Here is a 12,383-nt window from a genome sequence, read left to right on the forward strand (position 1 = left end):
TCGCCGACGCCGTCAGATCTCCAGGCCGAGCAGCGCGTTCTCGAGGACCTCGGGCATCGCCGGGTGGATCCAGTACTGCCCGCGGGCCAGCTCGTGTGCGGTCTGTCCGAAGTGCATCGCCTGGATGACCGGCTGGATGACGGTGGGTGCCTGCGGACCGATGAGGTGTGCGCCCAGCAGCCGGCCGGTGCCGCGTTCGGCGATCAGCTTGCAGAATCCGGTGGTGTCCTCCATGGCCCAGCCGTAGGCGACGTCGCCGTAGGCCTGGACCTTGACGGCGATGTCGAGGCCGGCGTCGAGCGCCTGGGCCTCGGTCAGCCCCACCGACGCGATCTGCGGGTGGGTGAACACCGCGGCCGGTACGTACCGATGGTCGAAGGAGTCCAGATCGGTTGCGTCCCAACCCTTCAGGAGGTTGGCCTGGACGACCCGCTGCTCGTGGTTGGCGACGTGCTTGAGCTGGTAGGGCGAGCTGACGTCGCCGAGGGTCCACACGCCGCGGGCGGCGGTGCGGCCGTGTGCATCGCAGCGCACGCGGCCCTCCTCGTCGAGTTCGATGCCGACGGAACCGAGGTTGAGCCGGTCGCCGTTGGGCCGGCGGCCCGTCGCGACCAGGAGCACGTCGGCCTCGAGTGAGGTGCCGTCGGAAAGCCCCACGCGGACACCGCCGTCGGGCAGGTCCTCGGCGTCGGTGATCGTGGTCTCCAGGCGCACGTCCCACTTCTCCCTGGCCACCTGGGTGAAGCGGTTGGAGATGTCGGCGTCCTGCTTGCGCAGCAATGCCGGTCCACGCGCGATGACCGTCACGTGGGAACCCAGCGCGCCGAAGACATGCGCGAATTCCGCGGCGATGTAACCGCTTCCGGCGATGATCAGGCGTTCGGGCAGCTCGGCGAGACGCATCACGTCGTTGTTGGTGTAGTAGGTGACGCCCGAGTCGGCGATGACCTGGGGGATGACCGCGCGCGAGCCGGCCGCCAGCACCACCTCGGCGGCGAGGACCGTGTCGCCGTCCCTCGTGACCAGCCGGTACCGGCCGTCGTCGTCCCGCCCGTCGAACTCCACATGGGAGTCGTAGACGGTGATGTTGTCGCAGCGGTCGACCCGGTACTCCTTGCCGCCCTGCGACAACGGGTCGATGCGGCCGAACACGCGGTCGACGATGCCCGGCCAGTCGACCGAGTCGACCTTGGCGTGCACGCCCAGGCGCGCGCCGTGGGTGGCGATCTCGGCCACCTCGGACGCGTAGACGAACATCTTGGTCGGGATGCAGCCCACGTTGAGGCAGGTGCCGCCGTAGACGCCCTCCTCGAAGATCGCGAGGGTCTTGTCCGCGAACCGGTCGTCGGGGATGGCGTTGCCGCTCCCGGAGCCGATGATGGCCAGGTCGACGACCTGTGTGGCGGTCATAGGGGATTCTCGCTTTCGGTTGAGAGGACGGCGGACAGCCAGTGGTCGACCTCGCGGTAGGCGTGCTCACGAGCATGCGCGACGGAGAGGAATACGTCATGCCGGGCGTCGGGGATCGGCACCGCGGTCACCCGGCCGCCGAGGCAACCGCTCCAGCGCGCGATGTGGGTGACGTCGAGGACGGCATCGGCATGATCGGTGGACGGGGAGTAGGTCTTGGCAAAATGCGTTTTGTCCGAACGTAATACAAGGGCGGGGACGCCGACGTCGATACCGTGGTGCAGGCGGCGCTGGCCGCTGCGCACCGCGTCGAGGAAACCGAAGGTGACCGGGAATCCGCCGAGCGGTTTCGCCGACAGGTCATAGTTCCACTCGCCGTGGGCGCTGTCGTGCAGGCTCTCGCCGTAGGCCTGCGAGAGTTCTTTCGGGATCACCCTTGTCGGCGCGACGGCGGCGACCGCCTTGATCAGCAGTGTGACCGGCAGCGTGCGCAGGACCGCGTCGCCCTGCAGGTCGAACCACGGCGAGTTGAGCAGGAGTCCGTCGACCGCGGCGTGCAGGGCCGGCTCGCGCTGCCGCAACCGGTCGAGCCAGAGCGCGGTGACGAGGCCGCCGGTCGAGTGGCCGGCCACCACGACCCGGCAGTCGGGGCCCACCTCGTCGAGGATGATCCGCAACGAGGCGTTGAGCTCCTCGTCGTACATCGCGAGGTCGGTGGTGAAGTGCGGCGTGTGGTGCGACTGCCGCGAACGTCCGCATTTCCGGAGATCGACGGCATAGAACGCGTAACCGCGGTCGACGAAGAAATCGGCGAGCGGCTCGTGGAAGAAGTAATCGGTGAAGCCGTGGACGTACAGCACCGCGCCGCGTGCGGGTGACGTCTCGGCGCGGCGCACCAGGGTCGCGGTGACCGGCGACTCGCCGTCGGGGTCGGGTCCCAGCGGGAGCACGCGTTGCCGGTAGGCGTCGAGGAATCGGTCGGGCCGCCAGTCGGCGGCGGCGGATACGCTCACGCCAGCCAGCATAGTGACAGGTCACCGACTGCCCAGGTGTCGTGCAGCACACACTTGCGCAGGTCGATTCTGTCGGGGGACGTGCCATGCTGGACAATGGCGGTTGAGAAGGATCGGGTGAGAAGTGCCCGGTCGAGAAGGTGCCATCCGGGACGACGTGCCGCGACGAACTCAGGTCACAGTGTCCCACCAGGTGAAGTGGAGTCCAGGTGTCGAAAACGGAGATCACGACCGACGTCGCGTTGGTGGGTGCGGGAATCATGAGTGCCACGCTGGGAGCGCTGCTCCGGCAGCTCCAGCCCGACTGGTCGATCAGCCTGTTCGAGCAGCTCGACGCGGCCGCCGCGGAGAGCAGCGACCCGTGGAACAACGCCGGCACCGGCCATTCGGCGCTGTGTGAGCTCAACTACACGCCGAAGACGGCCGACGGTGACGTCAACATCGACAAGGCGCTCACCATCAACGAGCAGTTCCAGGTGTCGCGCCAGTTCTGGGCCCACGCGGTCGACAGCGGCATCCTCGGTGACCCGTCGGAGTTCATCAACCCGATCCCGCACGTCGCGTTCACCCACGGCGCGGAGGGGCAGAAGTACCTCCGCAAGCGCTACGACAACCTCGCCTCGCAGACCCTGTTCGAGGGCATGGAGTTCATCGACGACCCGGCCGAGTTCAGCGAGCGGCTGCCGCTGATGTCCCACGGACGCGACTTCGCCGACCCGGTCGCACTGAACTGGTTCGACCAGGGCACCGATGTCGACTTCGGCGCACTGACCCAGCAGCTCCTCAACTACGTCGCGCAGGGCGCCGACATCTACTTCGGCCACTCGGTCACCAACCTGTCCAAGCAGTCCGACGGCAGCTGGATCGTGAAGGTCCGCAACGGGCGGACCGGCCAGAAGCTGTCCGTGCACGCGAAGTTCGTGTTCGTCGGCGCCGGCGGTGGTGCACTGCACCTGCTGCAGAAGTCGGGGATCAAAGAAGCCAAGGGGTTCGGCGGATTCCCGGTCTCCGGTGAGTTCTTCCGCTGCACGAATCCCGATCTCGTCGCCGAGCACCACGCGAAGGTCTACGGACAGGCCGCCGTCGGTGCGCCGCCGATGTCGGTGCCCCACCTCGACACCCGCGTCATCAACCACAAGCCCGGCCTGCTGTTCGGTCCGTACGCCGGCTGGTCGCCCAAATTCCTCAAGAGCGGCAAGATCACCGATCTGCCCGCGTCGATCAAGCCGGGCAACCTGCTCCCGATGATGTCGATCGCGCCGAAGGAGTTCGGCCTGCTCAAGTACCTCATCAGCGAGCTCGCCGCCGGCCCCGCCGACCGGGTCAAGACGCTGTCGGAATTCGTCCCCCGCGCGCTCGGCGCCGACTGGGAGCTCATCACCGCCGGACAGCGCGTACAGGTCATCCGCAAGACCGGCGTCGGTGGGCAGCTCGAGTTCGGCACCGCGGTCGTGGCGGCCGGTGACGGCACGATCGCCGGCCTCCTGGGGGCGTCGCCCGGCGCCTCGACCGCCGTCCCGGCGATGCTCTCGGTGCTCGAGCAGTGCTTCCCCGAGGAGTACGCGGGCTGGACGTCGAAGCTGTCCGGGATCATCCCGTCCTTCGGCCAGAAACTGAACGGCAACCGGGACCTGTACCGCCAGGTCTGGGACTGGACGAACAAGTCGCTGCAGCTGACCGAGCGCAACGAGACCCCCGCCGAGACCGGCCGGCTCGCGCCCGCCACCGCCGGCTGATCTCTCGGAAGATGAAGTCCGGCCGCGTTGTGTGCTAACCACGACACATGATCTCCGTACCGCGGGTGCATCGCGCCCAGGCCGATGACATCGATGCAGCCACGCTGTATCGGATCCTGCGGCTCCGAGTCGAGGTCTTCGTCGTCGAGCAGGCGTGTCCGTACCCAGAGCTCGACGGACGCGACCTCGAGCCGACCACGAGACAGTTCTGGATCACCGACGGTGCAGACCCGCCCGAGAGTGCCGGAGAGGACGCGACCGACGGGGCGGGTACGGTCCTGGCCACGCTGCGACTGCTCGAGGAACCCCAGACCGACGGCGGGCAGGTCTTCCGGATCGGGCGGGTCTGCACCGAGCGGAACCATCGGGGCCGCGGTCTCGTGGCAACCCTCATGACCGCTGCGCTCGACGAGGTCGGGGACCGCCCGTGCCGGATCGAGGCCCAGACCTACCTCACCGAGATGTACGGCAAGTTCGGCTTCGCCCGCGACGGCGACGACTACCTCGAGGACGGGATTCCCCACGTGTCGATGCTCCGCGCCGGGTCGCGATGACCACCCTCGGCGAACTCCCGGCCCCCGCCGATCTGGCTGCCGACGTGCGCTACCCGTTCAGTGCGGTCGTCGGCCAGGAGCAGCTCAAACTCGCGCTCATCCTCTCGGCCATCTCGCCGGGTATCGGCGGAGTCCTGATCCGCGGGGAGAAGGGCACCGCGAAGTCGACGATCGTGCGCGGACTGGGTCCGTTGCTCGGCGTGCCCGGGTCGGTGGCCGACACCGCCGGCCGCGTCGTGGAACTGCCGATCGGGGCGACCGAGGACCGCGTGATCGGCTCGCTGGACCTCACCTCGGTCCTTCGGGACGGCCGCGCGGAGTTCACCCCCGGCCTGCTCGCCCGGGCGCACCGCGGGGTCCTCTACATCGACGAGGTCAACCTGCTCGCCGACCACCTCGTGGACGTCCTGCTGGATGCCGCGGCGAGCGGGCGGGTCACCGTCGAACGCGACGGTGTGTCGCACACCCAGGCGGCCGATTTCGTGCTCGTCGGGACCATGAACCCGGAAGAGGGCGAGCTCCGCCCGCAGCTGCTCGACCGGTTCGGGCTCGCCGTCGACGTGGCAGCGGGTCGCGAGGTCGACGAACGCGTGGAGGTGGTGCGCCGGCGGATGGCCTACGACGCCGATCCGGAGTCGTTCGTCGCCGCCCACGCCGCCGCCGAACACGAACTGACGCAACGCATCGCGACGGCGCGGGCCGCCGTGGGCATCGTCGAGCTCCCGGACCGGGAACTGCGCCGGATCGCCGGGATCTGCGCCCACCTCGACGTCGACGGACTCCGCGGCGACATCGTCGTGGCGCGGACCGCGCTCGCCCACGCCGCCTGGCGCGGAGCCGTTGTCGTCGAAGACGTCGACGTCCGGGCGGCGGTGGAGCTGGCACTGCCACACCGGCGCCGCCGCAACCCGTTCGACGAGTCGGGACTCAGCTCCGACCAGCTCGACGAGGCGATGTCGGCGGGTGAGGACGCGGCCGGGCCCGACTCACCCGACGACGACCCGGGACCGCCGGAGACGCCACCGCCCGGTGGCGGCGGCGAGCCGCCGGCGTCCGAGCCGAACGAGACCGCCACGGCTCCCGGCGCAGCCCACGACACCGACACCGCCGAGGATCCCGGCACCGCGCCCGAGACCGGCGACGGCGAGGTCCCGCAGACCGCCCCCGGCCCCGCGTTCGGCTCCGCGCCTGTTCCGACCGGTCGTCGGATGCCGACCCTGCGGGTCGACGGACTCGGCGACGGGGATCCGGGCCGTCGCTCGAAGGCGCGCAGCCGTCGCGGGCACACCACCCATGCCGTCGACTTCGACGCCGAACGACCGGTCCATCTGTTCGGCACCGTGCTCGCCGCTGCCGGCCGGGCGACACGGGGCGACGACGGGTTCCGGCCGGGCGGCCTGCGTATCGCGGCGCCGGATCTGCGGTCGGCGCAACGGATCGGCCAGGAGTCGAACCTGGTCGTCTTCGTCGTCGACCTCAGCGGTTCGATGACCGCGCGGCGTCGTCTGGCCGCGGTGTCCGAGCTGTGCGTGGAGATGCTGCGTGACTCCTACACCCGCCGCGACCGCGTCGCCGTGGTCGTCGCGCGGGGTTCCGCCGCGACACTGGCGGTGCCGCCCACCAAATCCGTCGAGATCGCGGTGCGTCGCCTCGAAGAGATCCGTACCGGTGGCCGCACGCCGCTCGGCGAGGGCCTGCAACTGGCCGCCGACGTGGTGGAGCGGTGTCGACGGGCGGAGCCCGACCGCCGGCCGTTGCTGGTGGTCCTCACCGACGGACGGGCCACCTCCGGGCGCGACGCGTCAGGACGAAGCGCGATGGCACGCGCCCGGCAGGCCGCGGACGGCATCCGCCGCCGCGGGATCGGGTCCGTGGTCGTCGACTGCGAGCAGGGCATGGTCCGGCTCGGACTCGCCGGCGATCTCGCGGCCCACCTCGGTGCCGACCTGATCCCCATGGACGAGCTGTCGGCCACCGCCCTCACCGGACCGGCACCCGCACGCGGGGCGGCCTGAGCCCTCCGTCCGGCACCGACCCGCCCACCCGTCACCGCCCACCACCCGCTACCGGCAAGGAGAAGTCGAGTGCCCCAGGGAGTTCCGGTCAGCATCCCCGATGACGGGCTGACGACGCGACAGCGCCGCAACCAGCCCGTCCTGGCGGTGCACACCGGCGACGGCAAGGGCAAGTCGACCGCCGCGTTCGGCATGGCGATGCGCGCGTGGAACGCGGGCATGCGGGTCGCGGTGTTCCAGTTCGTCAAGAGCGCGAAATGGAAGGTCGGGGAGGAGTCGACGATGCTCGCCCTCGACCGGGTCCACGCCGAGACCGGCGCCGGTGGACCGGTGGAATGGCACAAGATGGGCCAGGGCTGGTCGTGGCTGCGCGCCAACTCCGACCACGACGACGACCACGCCGCCGCCGCACAGGCCGGGTGGTCCGAGATCGCCCGCCGCCTCGATGCCGGCGAGCACGACTTCTACGTCCTCGACGAGTTCACCTACCCGCTGCACTGGGGATGGGTCGACACCGCCGAGGTCGTCGAGACCCTCGCGCGGCGCCCCGGACGCCAGCACGTGGTGATCACCGGCCGGCGTGCGCCGGCCGAACTCGTCGACGCCGCCGATCTCGTCACCGAGATGCGCAAGATCGCCCACCCGATGGACGCCGGCCGCAAGGGGCAGAAGGGGATCGAATGGTGAGCTCCGCCGGCGGTTCGACGCCGGCCGTCGTGATCGCCGCACCGTCGTCCGGTAGCGGCAAGACGACCGTGACCACCGGCCTCATCGGTGCACTGCGGGCAGCCGGGCACCGGGTGGCCCCGTTCAAGGTCGGTCCCGACTACATCGATCCCGGCTACCACGCGGTGGCCGCGGGACGTCCCGGGCGCAACCTCGACCCGAATCTGGTGGGCGCCGAACGCATCGCGCCGCTGTTCGCCCATGGCGCGGCGGGTGCGGACATCGCGGTCGTCGAGGGCGTGATGGGCCTGTTCGACGGTCGCATCGTCGACCACGACAACGGCAGCTCCGACGACGGCGGCGTCGGGGCCGGGTCCCTCGGCGTGGGTTCCACCGCGCACGTCGCGTCGATCATCGGCGCGCCGGTGATCCTCGTCGTCGACGCCGCCGGGCACAGCCAGTCACTGGCCGCGGTGCTGCACGGATTCCTGTCCTATGACCCCTCGGTGTCGATCGCGGGCGTCATCCTCAACCGGGTCGGTTCGCCCCGTCACGAGATGGTGCTGAGACAGGCCGCCGCCCGGGTCGGACTGCCGGTTCTCGGCGTGCTGCGTCGTCACCCGTCGCTGACGGTGCCCTCCCGCCACCTGGGTCTGATCCCGGCTGCCGAACGCAATGCCGACGCGGTCGCGGCGGTGGACGCGATGACCGCACACCTACGCGGCGCCCTCGACCTGCCGGCCATCGTGGCCGCCGCCCGCGCACGATCGGTGCCCGATGCGACGGCGTGGTCGGCGTCGGAAGCCGTTGCGCCCCATCGCCGGACCGCGACGACCGAGTCGCCGGTCATCGCCGTCGCCGGGGGCGCGGCGTTCACCTTCGGCTACGCCGAGCACGCCGAGATGCTGACTGCCGCCGGTGCGCGCGTCGTCGTGTTCGACCCGCTCGTCGATCGGCTGCCCGCGGATGCGGGCGGCGTCGTGATCGGCGGTGGCTTCCCGGAGGAACACGCCGAGGCGCTGGCCGCCAACGAACTCCTGCGCGCCGACCTCCGTGCGCATGCCGCGGCGGGTCGTCCGATCCACGCCGAATGCGCGGGCCTGCTGTACCTGTGCGCTCAGCTGGACGGGCACCCGATGAGCGGCGTCCTCGACATCCCCGGACACTTCGGCCCCACCCTGACCCTCGGCTATCGCGACGCCGTCGCCGTGAGCGACTCGGTCCTCTTCCGGACCGGCGAACGCGTGACGGGCCACGAGTTCCACCGCAGCGGGGTGGGCGACGGCGCGCACGCACCCGCCTGGGCGTGGCGGGATGCCTCGGGCCGGGCATCGAGGCACGGGGTCACGACGGCGTCGGTGCACGCCTCGTATCTGCATCTGCATCCGGCCTCGATCCCGGAGGCGCTGTGCCGCTTCGTGTCCCGGGCCGCCGAGGTGGCGCCGGCACTGTCCTCCGACCGGGCCGGTGACACCGCCGGGGCGTCGTGATGCTCGACCACCGGCTCCGCGAGACCCTCGACGCGCTCGCCGACCACGGTGCCGACGACCCGGCGTTGCTGCGGGAACTGCTGGAGGCGGTCCTCGTCGTCGGTCAGGGTGTCGAGCTCGACCGGGCGCTGCAGCGCATCGTCGAGGTCGCGGCCGGTCTGGTGGACGCCCAGTACGGCGCCCTCGGCGTGCGCGGTCCCGATGGCGGACTGAGTGAGTTCGTGCACATCGGGATCACCGACGCCCAGCGGGCGACCATGGGACATCTGCCGGTCGGACGCGGGGTACTGGGGCTGCTCATCGACGACCCCCGCCTGCACCGCATCCACGACCTCGGCGCGCACCCGACCTCGGTCGGCTTCCCGGCCAACCACCCGCCCATGCACACGTTCCTCGGCGCACCGATCATGGTGCGCGGGGAGGTCTTCGGCAGTCTCTACCTGACCGAGAAGCGGTCCGCGGAGGACTTCTCCGAGGTCGACGAGACCGTTGTCGCGGTACTCGCGGTCGCCGCCGGTATCGCCGTCGACAACGCGGGCCTCTTCGAGCGGGCCCGCACGCGGCATCGCTGGATGCAGGTCCTCGCCCGGCGTGGGTCGGAGCCATTAGCCGGAATCGCACTGTCGGACACCATGTCCCGCATGTGCGCGGATGTCGCCGACCTGGTCGGCGCCGTCGATGTCTACCTGTTCACCGAGCTGGCCGGGGAGGTGGAACTGCGCGGTCACACCGGGGAGCCGGTGGAGGTCGACACCTTCATCGCGCCGGATGCCACGTCTCTACGGGTGCAGCGCTCCGGGCAGATCGCGGAGTCGCTCATCCGGCGTGGCGCCCGCTGGACCTCGGTGCAGCCACTGCAACGCGCGTCGGGCGCGTTCGGCTGGATGCTGATCACCCACCGCAATCGCCCGTACTGGGATGACGAGGAGATCGCCGGTCTCGCCGGTGTGGCCGAGGTCGCCTCGCTGGCGGTGGTCTACGCCGAACAGCAGCAGATCGCCCGCGATCTCGAGGTGCTCGAGGATCGGCACCGGATCGCCCGAGACCTGCACGATCACGTGATACAGCGACTCTTCGCGGTCGGCATGTCGGTGCAGACGCTGCTCGCCGGGACCACCGATCCCGCCGCCGCCACAGCGCGCCTCGAGCAGATCATGACCGACCTGGACCGCACGATCGCGCAGATCCGCACCTCGATCTTCGATCTGCAGACGGCCTATGGACCCGATGCCGACCCGACGCTGCGACGGCGGGTGATCGACATCGTCTCCGAACTGTCCGGGCACGCGTCGATCTCGCCGAGCGTGGAGTTCGACGGCCCGGTCGACACAGTGGTGCCGGACGCGCTCGGACCGCATATCGACGCGGTCCTGCGGGAGGGATTGAGCAACGCCCTCCGGCACGCGCGGGCCGAGCGCATCGCCGTCTCGGTGACCGCCGACGACGTGCTGACGGTCGAGATCAGCGACGACGGCATCGGCATCGGTGCCGACGTCACCTACCGCGGACTGGAGAACCTGACCCGGCGGGCCGAGGACTGCGACGGGACGTTCAGCGTCCTCACGCGCAGGGGCGGGACGACGCTCACCTGGTCGGTGCCCCTCCTCGGATAGCTCAGGCCCTGCCGTCGCGGAGTCTGGTCGCCATCACCGCGACCTGGGTGCGTCGCTGCATGTCCAGCTTGCCCAGGATGCGGGACACGTAGTTCTTGATCGTCTTCTCCGCCAAGAACATCCGCTCGGCGATCTGCCGATTGGTCAGACCCTCGCCGATGAGGGCGAACACCTCGCGCTCCTGATGGGTCAGCTCGGCGAGCGGGTCCTTCTCGGTCTGCTTGCCGTCGCGCAGCTTGGCCAGCAGTGCGGCCGTGGACCGGTCGTCGAGCAGTGACCCACCACGTCCGACGGTCCGGACCGCGGCGACCAGGTTGTGGCCCAGGATCTGCTTGAGGACGAATCCCGAGGCGCCGGCGAGGACCGCGGCGAGCAGCGCATCGTCATCGGCGTAGCTCGTCAGCATCAGGCACTTGATCCCGGGTTCGGCGGCGCGCACGTCCCGGCACAGTTCGACGCCGTTGCCGTCGGGCAGCCGGACGTCGAGGACGGCGACGTCGGGTTTGGTCGCCAGGATGCCGACGAGGGCCTCGCCGACCGACGCGGCCTCGCCCACCACCTCGATGTCGTCGGCGGTCCCGAGTAGGTCGCGCAGGCCACGCCGGACGAGTTCGTGGTCGTCGACGAGGTAGGCACGAACCGGGGACGGGCTCGGACCGGTGGTGGGCGAATCCGTCGTGACAGGGGCCATGGGTCTGAAAGTACCGGATCCGACGGGTCGCCAACTCGCGACGTCGGACCCCATGCAGGCGGGACTTTTGCCTCACGAGCACCACCCGCCCCGTCGCGCAGAGTGAAACGGTACGACCCCAGCCCCGACCAGGAGAGCACGTGACAACCCTCATCGGACCCCCCGACGCCGACCTCGGCAACCCCGGCATGACCGGCTCGGACCTGCTGCGCGAACTGCTGCCGGTGTGCGAGACCGAGGTCGAGCGCCACATGAAGATGACCCGGGACTGGCACCCCCACGACTACGTGCCCTGGGACGACGGCCGCAACTTCGCGGCACTGGGCGGACACGACTGGGATCCCTCGCAATCCCGGCTCTCCGAGGTCGCCAAGGCCGCGATGATCACCAACCTGCTCACCGAGGACAACCTGCCGTCCTATCACCGGGTGATCGCCGACAACTTCACCCTCGACGACGCCTGGGGCTGGTGGGTGGGCCGCTGGACCGCCGAGGAGAACCGGCACTCGATCGTCATGCGGGACTACCTGGTGGTGACCCGTGGCGTCGACCCGGTCGAGCTCGAAGAGATCCGGATGGCGCACATGACGTCCGGATTCAACCCGTTGCCCGACGACGACGGCCAGCGCGACCACAGCTTCGACATGCTGTTCGCGGTCGCCTACGTGAGTTTCCAGGAGCTCGCCACCCGGGTGTCGCACCGCAACACCGGAAAGGCGTGCGGCGACCCGATCGCCGACCGGATGCTGCAACGTGTCGCGGCCGACGAGAACCTGCACATGCTCTTCTACCGCAACATCGTTGCCGGCGCGCTCGACCTCGTCCCCGACCAGACCATGGCCGCCATCCACGCGATCGTGACCAACTTCCAGATGCCCGGCGCGACGATGCCGAACTTCCGGCGCAACGCCGTGCTGATCGCCAAGGGCGGTATCTACGATCTGCCGCAACACATGTCCGATGTCGTCATGCCGGTCCTGCGGAAGTGGCGCATCTTCGAACGCGACGACTTCGGGCCCATCGGTGAGTACTACCGCGAACTCCTCGCGGACTTCCTGGAACAGATGGATGTGAAGGTGCGCAAGTTCGAGGAGTCGCGCGAACGCGCCCTGGAACGGCAGCGCGCACGCGAGCAGCGGAGACGGTGACCGACGCCGCTGCGGATCAACCGACGCCGCTGTGGATCAGCGGTCCC

Annotated in this window: 10 protein-coding genes; 7 read left to right on the plus strand and 3 right to left on the minus strand. The window is 70.0% G+C overall.

Going from position 1 to position 12,383, the window contains the following annotated elements; genetic code table 11:
* Positions 1 to 12: 12 nt before the first annotated feature.
* Together KTR9_RS11405 and KTR9_RS11410 are read right to left on the minus strand one after the other, a co-directional pair.
* The gene (locus KTR9_RS11405; protein WP_014926491.1) at positions 13 to 1,410 is read right to left on the minus strand and encodes a mycothione reductase; all 1,398 of its coding nucleotides are present in this window, start codon (positions 1,408 to 1,410) and stop codon (positions 13 to 15) included.
* Positions 1,407 to 2,435 carry an alpha/beta hydrolase gene (locus KTR9_RS11410; protein ID WP_014926492.1) on the minus strand — a complete coding sequence of 343 codons (1,029 nt, stop codon included), beginning with the start codon at positions 2,433 to 2,435 and terminating at the stop codon, positions 1,407 to 1,409. The genes KTR9_RS11405 and KTR9_RS11410 overlap by 4 nt, the downstream gene beginning before the upstream one ends.
* Positions 2,436 to 2,632: 197 nt before the next feature.
* Between KTR9_RS11410 and mqo the strand changes: the two genes are divergently transcribed.
* From mqo to KTR9_RS11440, 6 genes are all read left to right on the plus strand, one after another.
* Entirely contained in the window at positions 2,633 to 4,159 is a 1,527-nt protein-coding gene (gene mqo / locus KTR9_RS11415) for a malate dehydrogenase (quinone) (protein ID WP_010841468.1), read from the plus strand.
* A gap of 47 nt (positions 4,160 to 4,206) precedes the next feature.
* The gene (locus KTR9_RS11420) at positions 4,207 to 4,713 is read left to right on the plus strand and encodes a GNAT family N-acetyltransferase (protein WP_014926493.1); all 507 of its coding nucleotides are present in this window, start codon (positions 4,207 to 4,209) and stop codon (positions 4,711 to 4,713) included.
* A complete protein-coding gene (locus tag KTR9_RS11425; protein ID WP_014926494.1) occupies positions 4,710 to 6,728 on the plus strand; it encodes a VWA domain-containing protein in 2,019 nt (672 codons plus the stop codon). The genes KTR9_RS11420 and KTR9_RS11425 overlap by 4 nt, the downstream gene beginning before the upstream one ends.
* Before the next feature lie 69 nt (positions 6,729 to 6,797).
* Positions 6,798 to 7,415, plus strand: a complete 618-nt coding sequence (gene cobO, locus KTR9_RS11430; RefSeq protein ID WP_014926495.1) for a cob(I)yrinic acid a,c-diamide adenosyltransferase — start codon at positions 6,798 to 6,800, stop codon at positions 7,413 to 7,415.
* Positions 7,409 to 8,884, plus strand: coding sequence for a cobyrinate a,c-diamide synthase (locus tag KTR9_RS11435; RefSeq protein ID WP_014926496.1), 1,476 nt, complete (start codon positions 7,409 to 7,411; stop codon positions 8,882 to 8,884). The genes cobO and KTR9_RS11435 overlap by 7 nt, the downstream gene beginning before the upstream one ends.
* Complete coding sequence (locus KTR9_RS11440) at positions 8,884 to 10,497, plus strand: GAF domain-containing sensor histidine kinase (RefSeq protein WP_044506507.1); 1,614 nt, start codon at positions 8,884 to 8,886, stop codon at positions 10,495 to 10,497. The genes KTR9_RS11435 and KTR9_RS11440 overlap by 1 nt, the downstream gene beginning before the upstream one ends.
* A gap of 1 nt (position 10,498) precedes the next feature.
* Here KTR9_RS11440 and KTR9_RS11445 read toward each other — a convergent pair whose 3' ends face one another.
* Complete coding sequence (locus tag KTR9_RS11445; RefSeq protein ID WP_014926498.1) at positions 10,499 to 11,188, minus strand: response regulator; 690 nt, start codon at positions 11,186 to 11,188, stop codon at positions 10,499 to 10,501.
* A 140-nt stretch (positions 11,189 to 11,328) separates the two neighbouring features.
* On the opposite strand from KTR9_RS11445, the gene KTR9_RS11450 reads away from it, so the two are divergent.
* Entirely contained in the window at positions 11,329 to 12,336 is a 1,008-nt protein-coding gene (locus tag KTR9_RS11450; protein WP_014926499.1) for an acyl-ACP desaturase, read from the plus strand.
* Positions 12,337 to 12,383: the final 47 nt, after the last annotated feature.

This window comes from Gordonia sp. KTR9 (assembly GCF_000143885.2).
Taxonomy (GTDB): domain Bacteria; phylum Actinomycetota; class Actinomycetes; order Mycobacteriales; family Mycobacteriaceae; genus Gordonia.

What these genes read in the sequence shown, in the direction of transcription:
- KTR9_RS11420 (WP_014926493.1), top strand. Translation starts at nt 4,207, where the DNA reads ATGATCTCCGTACCGCGGGTGCATCGCGCCCAGGCCGATGACATCGAT.
- KTR9_RS11445 (WP_014926498.1), bottom strand. Translation starts at nt 11,188, where the DNA reads ATGGCCCCTGTCACGACGGATTCGCCCACCACCGGTCCGAGCCCGTCC.
- KTR9_RS11435 (WP_014926496.1), top strand. Translation starts at nt 7,409, where the DNA reads ATGGTGAGCTCCGCCGGCGGTTCGACGCCGGCCGTCGTGATCGCCGCA.
- KTR9_RS11405 (WP_014926491.1), bottom strand. Translation starts at nt 1,410, where the DNA reads ATGACCGCCACACAGGTCGTCGACCTGGCCATCATCGGCTCCGGGAGC.
- KTR9_RS11425 (WP_014926494.1), top strand. Translation starts at nt 4,710, where the DNA reads ATGACCACCCTCGGCGAACTCCCGGCCCCCGCCGATCTGGCTGCCGAC.
- KTR9_RS11410 (WP_014926492.1), bottom strand. Translation starts at nt 2,435, where the DNA reads ATGCTGGCTGGCGTGAGCGTATCCGCCGCCGCCGACTGGCGGCCCGAC.
- KTR9_RS11440 (WP_044506507.1), top strand. Translation starts at nt 8,884, where the DNA reads ATGCTCGACCACCGGCTCCGCGAGACCCTCGACGCGCTCGCCGACCAC.